The following is a 17,029-nucleotide window of genomic DNA, read 5'->3' on the forward strand; positions in this document are numbered from 1 at the left end:
CTCCCTCCGAAGAGGGCGTTCGACTTGCATGTGTTAAGCCTGCCGCCAGCGTTCGTTCTGAGCCAGGATCAAACTCTCAAGTTTGAAATCTGACTATAGTCGACGCATGCACGTTTGCATTGACGAGGACACACAACGCTCAAACACCAAAAGGCGTCCAAGCAAAAGTGTACCTCTTGAAGAAACGTAGCACCGTCGTTGTCGATTAAAACCACACCAGAGCCTCAGCCCCGGCAGGTCTCGCAAGACCACTCGCCGTCCACGTTTCTCTTTCTTCAATCTTCACAATGTCAAAGAGCCGACCTCACAACCCCAAAAAGGAGCGTAACGTCATCGGAGGCAAAACCTCCAAATTCCGCAGAACACAACCTACCATCCGGTCACCCGGCAGCAGACCTGCCCTTTCAGAAAACCGCCAGACAGTGGGAGCAACTCGCTCAACGTCGCCAGCAGTGGGCGGGTTATACTCAGACCATCCGGCCCAGTCAACCCAGTTTTTTCGCAGTCTCCGTTTTTTCTTCCGNACAACCCCAAAAAGGAGCGTAACGTCATCGGAGGCAAAACCTCCAAATTCCGCAGAACACAACCTACCATCCGGTCACCCGGCAGCAGACCTGCCCTTTCAGAAAACCGCCAGACAGTGGGAGCAACTCGCTCAACGTCGCCAGCAGTGGGCGGGTTATACTCAGACCATCCGGCCCAGTCAACCCAGTTTTTTCGCAGTCTCCGTTTTTTCTTCCGGAGGCATCGCCACATTCCCGTTCCGCTTCAGCAGTCTGCCGGGCGGAACCGGATGCGTCGTGGCGACGGATGGGGATGTAGCCCCTCCCCCTTTTCGGGGCAAGGGGCCATCGTGCATTTTTTCCAGCCTGTGGAAAACTTTTCGGCCTATTCGCCCGCCGGGGTCCCCCGCCGCACGAAGCCCTCGGGGTCTTCGGTCGCCTTCCGCAAATGCTCCTCGGCCTCGGTTGCCTCGCGCTGCCGGCTCCACATCTGGGCGTAGAGCCCGCCCTTTTCAAGCAGCTCGGCGTGGCGGCCGCGCTCGGCGATCCGCCCGTCCCTGAGCACCAGGATCTCGTCGGCATTGATCACCGTCGACAGCCTGTGCGCGATGACGAGCGTCGTGCGCCCTGCCGCCACCCGGTCGAGCGCGGTCTGGATGTCGCGCTCGGTCTTGGTGTCGAGGGCCGATGTCGCCTCGTCGAGGATGAGGATCGAGGGCGCCTTGAGGATGGTCCTCGCGATTGCGACGCGCTGCTTTTCGCCGCCCGAGAGCTTGAGCCCGCGCTCGCCCACCGGGGTTTCGTAGCCCTTGGGCAGCGAAGCGATGAAATCGCCCACCTGCGCCATTTCGGCGGCCTGGCGCACGGCCTCGTCATCGGCATCGGGCCGTCCGTAGCGGATGTTGTAGGCAATGGTGTCGTTGAAGAGCACCGTATCCTGCGGCACCATGCCGATCGCGGCGCGCAGGCTCGCCTGGGTCACGTCGCGCAGATCCTGCCCGTCAATGGTGATCGCCCCGCCCGTCACGTCGTAGAACCGGTAAAGGAGGCGCGAGAGCGTCGACTTGCCCGCCCCCGATGGCCCCACCACCGCGACGGTCTTGCCCGCCGGCACCTCGAAATCGATGCCCTTGAGGATCGGCCGGTCCGCGTCATAGTGGAAATTGACGTTCTCGAAGCGGATCACCGGCCCTGCGATCTCGAGATCCTTCGCCCCTGCCCTGTCCTCGATCTCGGGGTTCTGGTCGAGCAGCTTGAACATCTCCTCGATATCGGTCAGCCCCTGGCGGATCTCGCGATAGACGAAGCCGATGAAGTTGAGCGGCCGGTAGATCTGCATGAGGAACGTGTTGAGCAGCACGAAATCGCCCAGCGTCAGATCCCCGTTCATCACGCCCGAGACCGCCATCACCGAGATGATGATGAGCCCGGCATAGAAGATCACCGCCTGGCCGAAATTGAGAAAGCCGAGCGACGTCCAGATGCGGATGGCCGAGCGTTCGTACTTGGCCATGGAGCGGTCGAAGCGCTCGGCCTCCATGCGCTCATTGGCGAAATATTTCACCGTCTCGAAATTGAGCAGGCTGTCGATCGCCTTGGAATTGGCGTCGGTGTCGCTCTCGTTCATGTCGCGGCGGATGGCGATGCGCCAGTTCGAGGCCTTGATGGTGAAATAGAGGTAGAGCCAGATGGTGACGACGAGCACCGAGAGATAGCTCACCCCAAACATCACGACGAAGATGATGCCGACGATGACGAACTCGACGACCGTCGGCGCCGTGTTCAGCATGGTGAACCGGACGATGGTCTCAATGCCCTTGGTGCCGCGCTCGATCACGCGGCTGAGCCCGCCCGTGCGCCGCTGCAGATGGAATCTGAGCGAAAGCCGGTGCAGGTGCTCGAAGGTCTGGAAGGCGAGCTTGCGCACCGCATGCTGGCCGACGCTCGCAAAGAGCACGTCGCGCAATTGCTGGAAGCCGGCATCGATGACGTTGCCGAGCCCATAGGCGATGACGAGCACGAGCGGCACGGCGAGCCCCAGGATCAGCGCGCCATTGGGCGCACTGCCATCGAGCGAATCGATCACCCCCTTGTAGGCGAAGGGCACGATCGTGGTCGCGACCTTGGAGAGCAGCAGCGCCCCCACTGCGAGCAGCACGCGCAGCTTCAGATCGGGCCGGTCGGCCGGCCACATATAGGCCCAGAGATTGCGGACGGTGGAGAGCACCGCCCCCTCGTCGCCGCTGACGCGAGGACGGTTCGGCGCGTCCTGTGGAGAGGTCATGGAGTTCTTTCTGCCTGGCTTTCGCAGGCGGGTTGTTCCGAAAGGGCCCCGAACAGCCGGTCGGCGGCAAGGCTGATCGCCTCGACGCGGTCGGTGCGCAGGGCATAGCAATTGCGGGTGCCGCGCTGATGACGCTCGAGCAGGCCGGCATCGAGCAGCACCTTGAGGTGCTGGGAAACGGTGGACTGGGCGAGCGGCAGGCACTGGGTCAGATCCATGCAGCAGCAATCGCTCTGCCGGCGCGCGGCCAGAATGCGCAGGATGGCAAGGCGCGCCGGATGGCCCAGCGCGCGCAGCATGCCCGCGAGCTGCTCGTCGTCCATCCTTGCGCGATCGTCGACCGGGAGATCTTTCATCGTAACCCTACGATAAAAGAAAGAGCCTTCCGCGGCAAGGCCGCGCCCGCTTGCGGTCAGTCCTCGAGCGCGCCGTCGATACCCTCGCCCACGCCCGGCAGGTCGAACACCTGGCCGGGATAGATGAGCCGCGGAATCCGGATGCGGTCGCGATTGGCCTCGTAGATATCGCGATAGCGCAGCCCGCTGCCATAGACCCGCCGGGCGATCGTCCAGAGATTGTCGCCGCGCCGGATGATGGCCTTGCCCGAAGCGAAGCGCTGCAGTTCCGGATCCCCGAGCGGCGTTGCGACCAGGGTTTCGACCTCCTCGTCGTCGAAGGGCTCGCCCGTCATCTGCGGGACGGGACGAACGGGCTCGAGGCCGGGTTCGGGCGCGACGGGCGCATCCGGCGTTTCGACGGCTGGCACATCCGCTTCGGGCACGACCGGGCTCTCCACCGCAACCTCCGGCGAGACCGGAGCCGCCTCAGGGGTCGACGCCTCGGCCGGCTCGGACAGTTCGGGCCCGACCGGGGCCATCGGCATCGGTTCGGCCGGCGGGGTGTCTTCGGGCTGGTCCACGATTTCCGCGTCTGGCGCGGCGGCCAGTGGCGCAATCGGAGTTTCGGCGTCGCCAAGGTCCGGCGCGGGCGCGCTTTCAGGCTCAAGGTTTGGTTCGAGGGCGGCCGGCGCCTCGACCGGATCCGCCGAAGGCTCGGGGACGACCGGGGCGAACTCGACCGGCTCCGCGGGCTCGGCCTCGGGACCCGCTTCCACCGTTTCGCCCTCGGGCGCAACGACCGGTGCCGCTGCCGGCGCCTCTGGCTCGGGCCGGGTTTCGCGTTCGGCCGCTGGCGCGACGGGTTCGGTCGGAGCTCCCGGCGCCACTGGAGCCAGCTCACCGGCTTCCGCGGGCGTTGGCTCCTGACCGGCGACCACCGGTTCGCCATCGGGCTCGGCAGGTGCCGGCGCAGGCTCTGGCAGGCTTTCAGGGGTGGCCGGCGCCGGAACCGCGTCCGGCGTCACCGGACCATCCAGCGATTCGGCAGGCGCCGCGGGCACGATCGGATCGGACCGAGCAGGTTCGGCAGGCAGGTTCTCTTCGGCAGCCTCCATCGGCGCGCCCGCAGCTTCGGCAGCCTCCATCGGCGCACTCTCGCCGTCGACACCGCTTGCCTGTGGCGCAGTCTCGAGCTCGGGCAATGGTTCTGCTTCGGGTGCTGCGGGCGCCTCGACCGGATCGGCCGAAACCTCGGGCACGACCGGAGCCAACTCCGAGGCTGCCGCAGGCGCGGCCTCCTCCGGGGTATCCACCGTCTCGCGCTCGGGCGCGATGGGGACCACAGGGCTCCCGGCTTCGGGCGCCGCTACGTCTTCGTCCGCAGGCGCCACTGGCAGTGCATCGGACGCTTCGGCCTCGGCCGCAGCTGTCGCGGGTGCCTCGTCGGGCGCCGCCGGCTCGGGAAGAGTCGGCTCGGGCAAAGCAATTGCTTCCGGCTCGGCCTCGACCGGGTCCGGCAGCGCGTCCACCGCCTCCTCGCCCGGGGCCTCTGCAGACTCGGGCAGCACCGGGGCGAGATCGCCATCGCTCTCGGCGTTCGCGGGCGCAACAGGTTCCTCATCGAGAATTTGCACCGGAGCCGTGGCAGGCGGCGTCACCGGCTCGGTCGAGACCGGTTCGGACGCCCCCGGCTCGACCGGCTCTTCGCTCGCGGCCTCGACCGCTGCCGCCGGCGCCGCATTATCAGCGGGGGCAATCGGGGCGGCTTCCACCTCGGGCACGACCGGCGCGGACTCGGTAGTTTCTGCTGTGGGCTGAGGCTCGGTCCCAGGCAGGGCCGATCCGCTCTCGTCAGCGATCGCGTCCGCCTCCGGCGTCGCGGGCACTTCAGACCCGGCACCGGCCACGGGAGAGGTCTCCTCCTCGGTCGGCAGTGCGATCTCCGGCACGACCGGTTGGGGCAGAGCCTCGCCGCCTTCCGCATCCGATGCTGCTGACGCCGCCTCGGTTTCCAGCGCCGCATCGGGCTCGGTCGCCGGCACCTGCGGTTCCGCCGGCGCATCGGCGGCAGGTGAATCGGCGGTGTCTGCGAGGTCGGCCGCGTCGGGCGCGATCTCGTTGACCTCCTGCCCCGGCTGGTCGGGAACGACCGGCTCGGGCAGCGTCGTCTCATCGGCGGCCGGCACGGCCTCTGCCGCCGCAGCGTCGTCTGCAACGGGCTCGTCTGCTACAGTCGCCTCGGTCGGCGTGTTCTCGGCATCCGCTTGGGGCGCGGCCTCCGCCGGAGCCGCCATCGGCGCGACTGGCGCGAGCGGTGCCGCCGGAGCGGTCTCGGCGGGCGCGGCTTCGCCGGCATCGGCCAGCACCAGCGGCGCGGGCGCAGGCTCTAGGGTCTCTTCGGCCTCGGCAACCGCCGGTTCGGCCAGCCCCTCGATGACGAAATTGATTTCCGAGCGCGCGACGACGAGTTCATTGCCGGGCGCGACCATTTCGACGCGAAGCCGCTGGCTCGGCGCGGTCAGCACGCGCCCCGCCTCGACGATCCAGCGCCCGCCCTCGATCGGGCTCTCCCCGACATAGGTTCCGTCGACGAAGAGTCTGATGGTCCCGCCATCGGTGCCAGCACCGGCGATGAAGGTTTCGTCTCCGTCGATTTCGACCGCGTCGATCGTCGGCAGCGTGGTCGGCACAAAGGCCGCCGGGGCTTCGGGAGCCTCGGGCAGGGCCCGCTCGGGGTCGATGGCCGCAATGGCGATCTCGTCTTCTTCGGGCGCCGCCTCGATTGCGGGAGGCTCCTCGGACACGGTCTCGGGCTCGGACGCGACACCCCCCTCCGCGTCCACCGCGACGGCCGGTCCGGCTTCATCCGAAGCTTCGGGCAGGGCCGGCATGGGCACGGTTTCGCCCGCGGGCTCCGCGGCCGGTTCGGCATCGAGCGCCGCGACGGCCAATTCCTCCTCGGCCGTTTCCTGGGCCGGGCTCAGTTCGGCCAGCGCCGCAGCCGCAGCGCTCCGCGTGCTCTGGGACACCTGCGGGGCATTCGTCCCTTCGGGATCGATGACCACGAGATAGGCGGTGTCGCTGCGCGTTTCCTCTTCGGGGCCGCCCAGCGTCAGCGCCGTGCCCCCCGCAGCGAGCGGCGCTTCGGGGATGAACACCCAGTCCCCGCCCGAATCCGCCGTCGTCGTTCCGAGCAGCGTCTCATTGGCATAGACGCCGACTTCACTCCCCGGCGCCGCAGTACCGGCAATCAGCAGCGAGCCATCGGTTTCCGCCCGCACCAGCCCAAAATTCATCGCCTGCACGCCGGGCGCTTCGGGCACCGGGGCGGCATCGGCCGGGCTCTCGAGCGCCGCGACGTCCGTCTCCTCGCCTTCGGCTGGCGCCTCGGCCTCCTCGGCTTCCGCAACTGCGGGCGTTGCGCCGGCCTCGGGCGTCTCGCGATCGGCGACCATGGCCGGGGCCGGCAAGAGCCCCGCATCGATCAGCCGGTCGCGGAAACAGAGCCCCAGCCGCTGGTCGCTCGTATAGCAGCTGACGATCGCCGGTCCCGCGAGAACCCCGAGCACGACCACGAGCGTCGCCCCCGCCGCCCCGAAAGTGAACAATACGCGTTTGTTGGACAGCGGGCTCGGGGTGGGCTTGGGCGCAGTTTCGGTCAGTTCAGCCTCCAAAGGGCGGGTGCGAATAAAGTCCGATCTCCGCCCTGGTCGGGTGTTCTACTCCGCGCCCCCGGCCGCTTGGGGCGCCGCTTTCAGCAGCTTGTAGTTAATCGACTCATATAGCGCCTCGAATGAGGCATCAATGATGTTCGCCGAGACGCCGATCGTATACCAGCGCTCTCCGCTGCCATCGCGACTTTCCACCAGCACACGGGTGACCGCGCCCGTGCCGCCGTCCAGGATACGCACCTTGAAGTCGACCAGTTCAAGATCCTCGATCCGGTCCGAATACTTGCCGAGGTCCTTGCGCATGGCGAGGTCGAGCGCGTTGATCGGCCCGTTGCCCTCGGCCACCGACATCAGCCGCTCTCCGTCGATGCGGATCTTGACCACCGCCTCGGTCACCGTCACCTGCTCGCCGCGCGCATTGTGCCTGCGCTCCACGCTCGCCCGGTAGCTCTCGACGGCAAAGAAATCGGGCAGCGTGCCGAGCACCTTGTGCGCCAGCAGCGCAAACGAAGCATCGGCCCCGTCATAGGAATAGCCGCGCGCCTCGCGCTCCTTGACCGTCTTCAAAAGCTTGTCGAGCCGCGGATCGTCCTTCTCGATCGCGATCCCGTGCCGCTTGAGCGCGGTCAGGAGGTTCGATTTGCCCGCCTGCTGGGAGACCATCACCGAGCGCTCATTGCCCACCGTTTCGGGCGGCACGTGCTCATAGGTCGAGGGATCCTTGGCGAGCGCGGACGCATGGATGCCCGCCTTGGTCGCAAAAGCCGACGCCCCGACATAGGGCATCTGCCGGTCCGGCGCGCGGTTGAGCAGTTCGTCGAAGGTGCGCGACACCGAAGTCAGCCGCGCCAGCTGCTCGGCGCTCACCCCCGTCTCGAAGCGGTCTGCAAAGGCCGGCTTCAGCAGGAGCGTGGGGATGATGGTGACGAGATTGGCATTGCCGCAGCGTTCCCCGAGCCCGTTCAGCGTCCCCTGGATCTGCCGCACGCCGGCATTGACTGCCGCGAGCGTATTGGCCACCGCCTGTCCCGTGTCGTCATGGGCGTGGATCCCGAGCCGGTCCCCCGGCACCTCTGCCGTCACCGCGCGCACGATCTCGTCGATCTCGCTCGGCAGCGTGCCGCCATTGGTGTCGCAGAGCACCACCCAGCGCGCCCCTGCCTCGAGCGCGGTCCTGATGCACCGGAGCGCGTAGTCGGGATTGGCCTTGTAGCCATCGAAGAAATGCTCGCAATCGACCATCGCCTCGCGCCCCGCGGCCGCCGATGCGGCCACCGTCTCGCGCAGGCCCTTCAGGTTTTCCTCGAGCGAGATCCCGAGCGCGATGCGGATCTGGTGGTCCCAGGCCTTGGCGACGAAGCAGTTCGCGCTCGCCGCCGACGCGATGATCGCCTGCACGCCGGGATCGTTGGCCACCGAGCGCCCGGCTCGCTTGGTCATGCCGAAGGCGGTGAACACGGCCCGCCGCGTCCGCTTCTCGGCGAAGAACTGGTCGTCGACCACATTGGCGCCGGGATAGCCGCCCTCGATATAGTCCACCCCGATTTCCTCGAGCAGGCGCGTCACCGCGATCTTGTCCTCGAGCGAGAACTCGACCCCCGCGGTCTGCGCGCCGTCGCGCAGCGTCGTGTCGAACAGGTATAGGCGCTCTTTGGACATCAGGATCGGCTTTCGTCTCGGGGCGGCCATTCGGCCGTGTCATGGTCGGGATGCTGGTTGGAGTGGATGCCCGAGAGGAAGTCGGTCCACTCGCTGTCCTGGTTCTCGCGCACCGGCAGGCTCGTCAGTGTGTCGAAGAAGGAGAGTTTGTCGCGCGGGTTGACCTGGATCTGCGGGGCCACAGCCTCGGGCGTATCGAACGCACCGATGGCGAGTTCGAGCCCGAACCGCGTCTCATAGGCGAGCGGCGTGCCGCACGCGCCGCAGAAGGCGCGCCGCGCCAGGTTCGAGCTCTGGAACCAGCGCGGTTCGCCCCGCGTCCACTCTCCGTCATGGGCCGTCACGAGGGGCCCGAAAAACCCGCCAAACGCCTTCTGGCACATCCGGCAGTGGCAGATCGAACCGCGCCCCACGAGCCGCGCGCGAAACCGCACCGCCCCGCACTGGCAGCCGCCCGTCAGCGCCACCCTTTCATTCTTTTCCATGGCAGACCGCCTCCACATTGTGCCCGTCCGGATCGAGGACGAAGGCGCCATAATAATTGGGGTGGTAGTGCGGCCTGATGCCCGGCGCCCCGTTGTCGATCGCCCCGAGCCCCAGCGCCACGGTGTGAAAGGCATGCACCTCCGCCCGGCTCCGCGCGAGAAACGCGACATGAAGCCGGCCGCGCATCGGCTGGCCCGAGCTGATCCAGAAATCCGGCTTGCCGCGCCCGAACCCCATATGGCGCACCCCGCCGACGTCGTACTGCATCATCGGCTCGATCCCGAGCGCCCCCAGCACCGCGCCGTAAAACGCCTTCGAGCGCTCGAAATCCGAGACCGTGAAGCCCACATGATCGATGATCTGCTCCATCACACCCCCTCCCCTCCAACCCGCACCCAAACCGCGTCCAACACCCCCTCGCGATTGGCGAAGAGCTCGGAATTATAGACCCGCAGGATGTCGAAGCCGCGGCGCCTCAATTCAGCATCCCGCGCCGCATCGTAGAGGCTGCCCGTATGCTGGCTGCCATCCAGCTCAATGATCAGGCGCGCCTGGTAGCAGACGAAATCGGCGATGAACGGGCCTATCGGCACCTGCCGGCGAAATTTGTACCCGGCCAGCCGTCGATCCCGCAGCACCCGCCACATGATCGCCTCCGCCTCGGTCGGATTGCTCCGCATCTGCTTGACGAAACCACGCAACCGCCCCTCCGCGCGCGCCGCTCCCCCCTCACCCGCCCTTCGGGCACCCTCTCCCACAAGGGGAGAGGGAGGCGCAGAGGTGGGATCGGCGCCACCTTCCGACCGCGCCGCTGGCGCAGTTTCATCCTCCACCACACCCCGCAGCGACGCACCCCCCTTCTCCCCCCGTGGGAGAAGGTGCCCCGAAGGGGCGGATGAGGGGGCCGCACCCTCCTCCACCACACCCCGCAGCGACGCACCCACCTTCTCCCCCCGTGGGAGAAGGTGCCCCGCAGGGGCGGATGAGGGGGCCGCACCCTCCTCCACCACACCCTGCAGCGACGCAACCCCCTTCTCCCCCCGTGGGAGAAGGTGCCCCGAAGGGGCGGATGAGGGGGCCGCACCCTCCTCCACCGCACCCCGCAACGACGCACCATCCTTCTCCCCTCGTGGGAGAAGGTGCCCCGAAGGGGCGGATGAGGGGGTTCTCCCCCTCACAGCTTGCGCTCCCATTTCGTCCGCCGCTCTCCGGTCTCGGCGTCCTTGAAATCCATCAGCTGCACACCCTCCGCCAGCAACTCGGCGCGGATCGCGTCGGCGGCGGCGAAATCCCTGGCGTCGAGCGCCGCGAGCCGCGCGGCGACCCGCGCCTCGATGGCAGCATCCCCGCCCTCGGCCGCGCCTTCCGCCCCGACCTCGCCCAGCCCCAGAAACCTCAGCGTCAGCGCGAGGCAATGGGCGGCCTCTCCCTCCCCGCGATTGGCCTTGCGCGCCATCACGTCGATCGCGACCGCCGCGCGGTGGAAGCCGAGATCGTCCGAGAGCGCCTCGATCACCGATGCATCGGGCCCGCTCGCACGCCCTTCGCCGCCCTCGCGCGCGGCGCGCCACCAGCCTTCGAGCTTTCTCGCTGCCTCTTCGAGCCGCGCCACCGAGAAGTCGATCGGCTCGCGGTAATGCGTCATCAGCATCGCAAGGCGCAGCACCGCCCCCGGCCAGCGCCGGCCACCGAAATGCTCGGTCTCCAGCAGATCGTGGATGGTGACGAAATTGCCCTCGGACTTGCTCATCTTGCGCCCCTCCACCTGGAGGAAGCCGTTATGCATCCAGACCTGCGCCATCAGCCTCGTGCCATGGGCGCAGCGGGACTGGGCCAGTTCGTTCTCGTGATGGGGAAAGGCGAGGTCGATCCCGCCGCCATGGATGTCGAAGACCGGCCCCAGATGCTTTTCGCTCATGGCCGAGCATTCGATGTGCCAGCCCGGCCGCCCGCGGCCCCACGGGCTCTCCCAGCCCGGTTCCTCGGGGCTCGAGGGCTTCCAGAGCACGAAATCCATCGGGTCGCGCTTGTAGGGCGCAACATCCACCCGGGCGCCCGCCAGCATGTCGTCGAGCGAGCGGTTCGAGAGCCGTCCATAGTCCGCCATGGTCCCGGGCGAAAAGAGCACATGCCCCTCCGCGGCATAGGCATGCCCCTTCTCGATCAGCACCCCGCACATGGCGATCATCTCGGCGATATGCTCGGTCGCGCGCGGCTGCACGCTCGGTTCGAGGCATTCGAGCGCCTTCACGTCCGCCTGGAACTGGGCATTGGTCGCCTCCGTCACCCGGCGGATCGCCTCGTTCAGCGGCAGGTCCGGAAAATCGCGGGCGGCGCGCGCGTTGATCTTGTCGTCGACGTCGGTGATGTTGCGCACATAGGTCACGTGCGCCTCGCCATAGAGATGGCGCAGCAGCCGGAACAGCAGGTCGAACACGATCACCGGCCGCGCATTGCCGATATGGGCGAAATCGTAGACCGTCGGGCCGCACACATACATGCGCACATTGGATGCATCGAGCGGCGTGAACGCGTCCTTGGTCCGCGTCAGCGTGTTGTAGAGCCTGAGGGGAGTGGTGCCCGAAGCCATGATGTCTTCCTGAAACGAACAAAGCCCACGCGCCGGCGGCGGGGCTCTTCTTGTCTCAGGAAATTCGGGATGAAGAAAACCGCGCCACCGACGATCGTCAGCGGATAATGATGCAGCCCGTAATGATCAGCGCGTCGCCGGTTTTCATGGGCGCCACTCTGATCGCAAACAGAAGCGAAAATCAAGCCTGAGGAAAAGGGCCCGTCGCTTATTTGCCGAGGATGGAGACGCGCTGGGTGATCGCCCCGAAGATCGGCTGGTCCATCCTGTCGAGTGCCGCCATCTTCACGCTGTCCCCGCTTTTCAGAAACGGCGTGCGGGCGCGGCCATATTTGGCCTTCTCCACTGTGCGCGCTTCGGCGATGCAGGCAAAGCCGATGCCGTCGCGCTTGATGGGCAGAGATTCCTCGTGCCGGTTGGCGACCGTCCCCGAGCCGATGATCGTCCCGGGCCCCAGCGTTCGGGTGCGGGCGGCTTCCACGATCAGATCCACGAAGTCGAAATGCATGTCCACCCCGGCATTGGGCTGGCCGAAAAGCACGTCGTTCACATAGACCTGCAGGCGCGCCGAGAGCTTCTGCCCGTCCCAGAGGTCCCCCAGCTCGTCCGGCGTCGCGACGACGGGCGCGAACGCGGTCGCGGGCTTGGCGTGAAAAAAGCCGAAGCCGTTCTGCAGATCATCGACGACGAGCCGCCGCAGCGAGACGTCGTTGCAGATGGTGACGAGCCGGATCGCCGCGGCCGCCTGCTCGCGCCCCGGGCGCATCGGCACCGGGCCGAGAATCGCGGCGACTTCGGCTTCGAAATCGAGCGCGAGGTCTTCCTCGGGCACGATGATCGGGTCGGTCGGCCCAGACAGGCTGTCCGATCCGCCCTGGTAAAGCAGCGGCCGCTCGCTCTGGAGTTCGGCGTCCTTGGAGCCCTGCAGCGAGCGCACCCGTTCGAGGTGGCCCAGATATCCCGCACCGTCGATCCATTGATAGGCGCGCGGCAGGGGCGCCATCGCCATGTGCGCCTCGAAGGGCTGCGCGGCGATCCCGCCTGTGTCGAGCGCTTCGGAAAGCCGGTGCAGTTCGGGCGCCAGCGTCTCCCAGCTGTCGAGCGCCGTCTGCAGATCGGGCGCGATGCGACCCGCCGAGACGAAGTGGCGCAGGTCCCGGGATACGACGACGAGTTGCCCGTCGGGCCGGCCGTTACGCAGCGTTGCGAGTTTCATTCACGCTTTCTCCATGGGCTGGGTTGAGGCTGGCCGAGCGGGGCCTCGGCACTTATACTGGACGGCAGTCCCTTGATCCGGTCTTAAGGGGCACGATTCTGGCGTTGGAGCGTTGAGGCGGCGCTGTGGAGTTATGGAGCGCATGCTGAACACAACCAGAAATGCCTTGCGGATGTTCCTCGCCATCGGGGCGATGGGCGTCCTGTTCGCTACTGACATGTCCGCAGCCCATGCGCAATCGGCCAGCTGCGCCCAGCTCAATGCGAGCCTGCAGAGCCTCGAGCGCAATAATGATTTCCGCAATTCCGGCTCGAACGACCGGCGCGCCCGCGATGTGCAGCGCAGCCTGCAGGCGGCCGAGAGCACCTATGTGCGTTCGGGCTGCAACGACATCGCCCGCTCGGGCCGGCAATTGCCGCGCCAGTGCCAGCAGCTTGCCCGGCAGATCACGTCGGGGCGCGAGGAATATGCCGCCCTCACCCAGTCGGTGCAGACCGGCAGCAACGTCTCCCAGCAGCGCGAGGCGATCCTGCAGGAGATGGCGCGGTTCGGCTGCAATGCCGGCTCCAATTCCCGCGTCGTGCGGCAGGACCAGCCGGGCCTTTTCGACCGGCTCTTCGGCGGGTTCACCCGCGAGGGTCAGGGCGAAGGCTTCAGCAGCGATTCCAACAGCCAGATGCGGGGCGGCCAGTTCGGCGGCTATGGCAATTATTCGACCGTGCGCAGCCTCTGCGTCCGGCGCTGCGACGGGTTCTACTGGCCCATCAGCTATTCGACCGTGCGCGAATATCTCCAGAACGACGCCATGCAGTGCCAGCAGCAATGCCCGGGCGCCGAGGTCGAGCTCTATTATCACGACAATCCCGGGCAGGAGCCCGAGCAGATGGTGAGCCTCACCGGCCAGCCCTATACCGCGCTCCCCACCGCCTTCCGCTTCCGGCGGGAATACGACAAGAGCTGCGCCTGCGGGCAGCAGATGAACCAGGGCACGATCGGCATCGCGGACGTCGCCGGCGGCGGTCAGTCCCAGGCCAGCATCGCGTTCGGGGATGCCAATGTGCCGATGCCCCAGCGCGATCCGCGCGGGCGCATCGCGCCGACCAATATCGAGGTCGCCGAACTCATCAGCGTCCCCCTGCCCCGCCGCCGCCCCGCCGCGCCCGGCGAGGTCGAGCCCCCGCATGCGGTGCCGGCCATGGCCGATGCCGCCAACGCCCAGCCGCGCATCGTCCAGTTCGGCGAGCGGCGCGTCAGGGTAGTCGGTCCGAACACGCCTTACGTCCCAGAAGCGGAAGAAGAGTCCTGAGCTCCGGGCCGTCGGCCCGGCCCGTCAGCGCCAGCCGCAGCGGCAAAAAGAGCGCCTTGCCCTTACGCCCGGTTGCCGCCTTCACCTGATCGGTCCATGCCTTCCAGGTCTCCTCGTCCCAGGGCTCCTCGGGCAATAGCCGCGCGGCCTCGGCAAGGAACGGACGGTCCTCCTCGGCGATCACCGGCTCGACCGGACCCGTCACGATTCGCGCGAGTTCGACGATCTGCGGAAAGCGCGAGAGGTTCTCGCGCAGCGCCTCCCAGAGCGCCGGATCGGCGAGCCCCAGCTCGGCAAGCCGCGCCTCCGCCACCGCGAACGGCATCGCATGCAGGATCCGCGCATTGAGGCTTTCGAGCTCGCCCGGATCAAACCGCGCCGCGCCGTGCGAGACCACCCCGAGCGAAAACACCCTCGCCAGCGCCTCGAGGCTCGGATGGGGCTCGACCGGCAGGCTCGTGCCCGTCAGCACCGCCACCAGCGCCACCGCCAGCGGCTCATACCCGTCTGCCCGCAATTCGGCCAGCGACAGCGAGCCGAGGCGCTTGGAGAGCCCCTCGCCCTCCGCCCCGGTCAGCAGATTATGGTGCGCGAATACCGGCACCGCGCCACCCAGCGCCTCGAAGATCTCGATCTGCGTGCCGGTATTGGACACATGGTCCTCGCCCCGGATCACGTGAGTGATGCCGAGCGCGATGTCGTCGACCACCGAGGGCAGCGTATAGAGATAGCTCCCATCCTCGCGCACCAGCACCGGGTCGGACATCGAGGCGGTGTTGACCGTCTGCCGCCCCTTGATCAGATCCTCGAACTGCACCGGCCGCCCGTCGAGCCGGAACCGCCAGTGAGGCCGGCGGCCCTCGGCCTCGAGCCGCGTACGGTCCGCGTCGGTCAGCGCCAGCGCCGCCCGGTCATAGATCGGCGGGCGCCCGATCGCGCGGGCGCGCTTGCGCTTGCGGTCGAGTTCGTCCTCGGTCTCGTAGCAGGGATAGAGCCGCCCCGCCGCGATCAGCCGGTAACGCGCCTCGTCGTAAAGCGCGGTGCGGTCGGACTGGCGGACCTTGAGGTCGGGCACGATGCCGAGCCAGCCCAGATCCTCCTCGATGCCCGCCGCAAACGCCTCGGTCGAGCGCTGCCGGTCGGTATCGTCGAGCCTCAGCACATAGCGTCCGCCCTCGGCCTTGGCAAAGAGCCAGTTGAGCAGGGCCGGCCGCGCATTGCCCAGGTGCAGTCGCCCCGTCGGGGAGGGCGCATAGCGAACGGTCACGCTCATCGGCCCGATCCGTCGCGATAGCCATTGGTGATCGGATATTTCCGCCCGAGCCCGAAGGCGCGCTCGGTCAGCTTGGGCCCCGGCGCCGATTGCCGGCGCTTGTATTCGGCGATGTAGAGAAGCTTCTCGACCCTCTTGACCAGGTCGTATTCGAACCCGTCCGCGACGATGTCGGACACTGCGCGCTCCTCCTCCACCAGCGCCCGCAAGATCGCATCGAGGACGGGATAGGGCGGCAGGCTGTCCTGGTCCTTCTGGTCGGGACGCAGTTCGGCGCTCGGCGCCTTGTCGATGATCGCCTGCGGGATCACCTCGCCCGCCGGTCCCTTCGCATCGCCGGGCAGATGGGCGTTGCGCCAGGCGGCAAGATTGTAGACCTCGGTCTTGTAGAGATCCTTGATGGGGTTGTAGCCGCCATTCATGTCGCCATAGATGGTGGCGTAGCCCACGGCCATCTCGGATTTGTTGCCCGTCGTCAGCAGCATGGCACCGAACTTGTTGGAAATCGCCATCAGCACGAGCCCGCGCATGCGCGACTGCAGGTTTTCCTCGGTCAGCCCCGGCTCGGTGCCTGCAAAAAGCGCGCCGAGTTCCGCCGTCACCGCCTCGACCGGACTGCCGATCGAAACCGTGTCATGCTTTATGCCGAGCGCCCTGGCGCAGGCCTCGGCGTCCCGCAGGCTCTCCCCCGAAGTGTAGCGATAGGGCAGCATCACCGAATGCACCCTGTCCGCCCCCAGCGCATCGACCGCAAGCGCGGCGACCACAGCGCTGTCGATCCCGCCCGAAAGGCCGAGGAGCACCGATTTGAACCCATTCTTTTCGATGTAGTCGCGCAGTCCGAGCATGGCGGCCCGCCATGGCGCTTCCTCGGGCGAGGGCAGCGGCACGATGTCCTCGCCGGCACACCGCCAGCCTTCGGGTCGGCGGAGCCAGTCGGAAACGAGGAAATCGGGCATGAAGGACTTGCCCTGCAGCACCAGCCGCTCGCCCGGCTCGATCGCAAAGGAGGCGCCGTCGAACACCAGTTCGTCCTGCCCGCCTACCTGGTTGAGATAGAGGAGCGGCACGTTGTCTTCGCGCACGCGGGCGCGCACCAGCTCCTTGCGGATATGCTGCTTGTCGGTCCAATAGGGCGAGCCATTGGGGCAGAGCAGCAGTTCGGCGCCGCGCCGCACCAGAGCCGCGCAGACGCGCGGGTGCCAGATGTCCTCGCAGATCGGAATGCCGATCCTCACCCCGTTGATCTCGACCGGCTCGGGCAGCTCGCCCGCCGCGAAATAGCGCTTTTCAAAGAAGACGTCGGTATTGGGCAGCTCGACCTTGAAGCGGGTGGCGATGATTTCGCCCCCCTGCGCAACAATCACTGCGTTGCGCAGCACCCCCTCCTCCCGCCAGATGGTGGGGAGGATCAGGGTCAGTTCGCCGCCCGCCGTCTCCTCGGCCAGCGTGCCGGCCAGGGTGATCGCATCGGCCACGAAATGCGGCTTGCCCAGGAGATCCTCGGGGAAATACCCGGTGAGGAAAAGTTCGGACAGCATCAGGATGTCCGCGCCGGCCGCGTTCGCATCGGCCATGGCCTTGCGGGCAAGTTCGAGGTTTGCGCCCAGCGCACCCACGGTCGGGTTGAGCTGGGCGAGCGCGATGCGGAGGCTGTCGGTCACGGGGGCGCCTTGCAGGTCCGGGGAAAACGGGGGCAAGAC

Annotated in this window: 12 protein-coding genes and 1 rRNA gene; 1 reads left to right on the plus strand and 12 read right to left on the minus strand. The window is 67.3% G+C overall.

Annotated features, from left to right (window positions below):
* The 10 genes from EMQ25_RS08590 to EMQ25_RS08635 form a co-directional block, all read right to left on the minus strand.
* Positions 1 to 84 (minus strand): 16S ribosomal RNA (locus EMQ25_RS08590); the annotation flags it as partial.
* Positions 85 to 888: 804 nt separating this feature from the next.
* Positions 889 to 2,787, minus strand: a complete 1,899-nt coding sequence (locus EMQ25_RS08595) for an ABCB family ABC transporter ATP-binding protein/permease (RefSeq protein WP_127188177.1) — start codon at positions 2,785 to 2,787, stop codon at positions 889 to 891.
* Complete coding sequence (locus EMQ25_RS08600; protein WP_127188178.1) at positions 2,784 to 3,143, minus strand: ArsR/SmtB family transcription factor; 360 nt, start codon at positions 3,141 to 3,143, stop codon at positions 2,784 to 2,786. Before EMQ25_RS08600 ends, EMQ25_RS08595 begins: the two co-directional genes overlap by 4 nt.
* A gap of 56 nt (positions 3,144 to 3,199) precedes the next feature.
* Positions 3,200 to 6,799 (minus strand): LysM peptidoglycan-binding domain-containing protein, encoded by a 3,600-nt coding sequence (locus tag EMQ25_RS08605; RefSeq protein WP_127188179.1) that lies wholly within the window; start codon positions 6,797 to 6,799, stop codon positions 3,200 to 3,202.
* A 45-nt stretch (positions 6,800 to 6,844) separates the two neighbouring features.
* On the minus strand, positions 6,845 to 8,455 hold the full coding sequence (cimA, locus tag EMQ25_RS08610; RefSeq protein WP_127188180.1) for a citramalate synthase: 1,611 nt from the start codon (positions 8,453 to 8,455) through the stop codon (positions 6,845 to 6,847).
* Complete coding sequence (locus tag EMQ25_RS08615; protein WP_127188181.1) at positions 8,455 to 8,940, minus strand: GFA family protein; 486 nt, start codon at positions 8,938 to 8,940, stop codon at positions 8,455 to 8,457. Before EMQ25_RS08615 ends, cimA begins: the two co-directional genes overlap by 1 nt.
* Positions 8,927 to 9,301, minus strand: a complete 375-nt coding sequence (locus tag EMQ25_RS08620) for a VOC family protein (protein ID WP_127188679.1) — start codon at positions 9,299 to 9,301, stop codon at positions 8,927 to 8,929. The genes EMQ25_RS08615 and EMQ25_RS08620 overlap by 14 nt, the downstream gene beginning before the upstream one ends.
* A gap of 8 nt (positions 9,302 to 9,309) precedes the next feature.
* Complete coding sequence (locus EMQ25_RS08625) at positions 9,310 to 9,642, minus strand: endonuclease domain-containing protein (RefSeq protein ID WP_244606535.1); 333 nt, start codon at positions 9,640 to 9,642, stop codon at positions 9,310 to 9,312.
* 473 nt (positions 9,643 to 10,115) lie between these two features.
* Positions 10,116 to 11,531 (minus strand): cysteine--tRNA ligase, encoded by a 1,416-nt coding sequence (gene cysS / locus EMQ25_RS08630; RefSeq protein WP_127188182.1) that lies wholly within the window; start codon positions 11,529 to 11,531, stop codon positions 10,116 to 10,118.
* A gap of 208 nt (positions 11,532 to 11,739) precedes the next feature.
* Positions 11,740 to 12,747 carry a fumarylacetoacetate hydrolase family protein gene (locus tag EMQ25_RS08635; protein WP_127188183.1) on the minus strand — a complete coding sequence of 336 codons (1,008 nt, stop codon included), beginning with the start codon at positions 12,745 to 12,747 and terminating at the stop codon, positions 11,740 to 11,742.
* A 142-nt stretch (positions 12,748 to 12,889) separates the two neighbouring features.
* Here EMQ25_RS08635 and EMQ25_RS08640 point away from each other — a divergent pair, with 142 nt between their 5' ends.
* A complete protein-coding gene (locus EMQ25_RS08640; RefSeq protein WP_158626005.1) occupies positions 12,890 to 14,053 on the plus strand; it encodes a DUF2865 domain-containing protein in 1,164 nt (387 codons plus the stop codon).
* Here the strand turns inward: EMQ25_RS08640 and gltX are convergent.
* Both gltX and EMQ25_RS08650 read right to left on the minus strand, forming a co-directional pair.
* The gene (gene gltX / locus EMQ25_RS08645; protein WP_127188185.1) at positions 13,998 to 15,326 is read right to left on the minus strand and encodes a glutamate--tRNA ligase; all 1,329 of its coding nucleotides are present in this window, start codon (positions 15,324 to 15,326) and stop codon (positions 13,998 to 14,000) included. The genes EMQ25_RS08640 and gltX overlap by 56 nt on opposite strands.
* Positions 15,323 to 16,990 (minus strand): NAD+ synthase, encoded by a 1,668-nt coding sequence (locus tag EMQ25_RS08650; protein WP_127188186.1) that lies wholly within the window; start codon positions 16,988 to 16,990, stop codon positions 15,323 to 15,325. Before EMQ25_RS08650 ends, gltX begins: the two co-directional genes overlap by 4 nt.
* Positions 16,991 to 17,029 lie beyond the last annotated feature (39 nt).

Source organism: Arsenicitalea aurantiaca, assembly GCF_003994485.1.
GTDB lineage: Bacteria > Pseudomonadota > Alphaproteobacteria > Rhizobiales > Devosiaceae > Arsenicitalea > Arsenicitalea aurantiaca.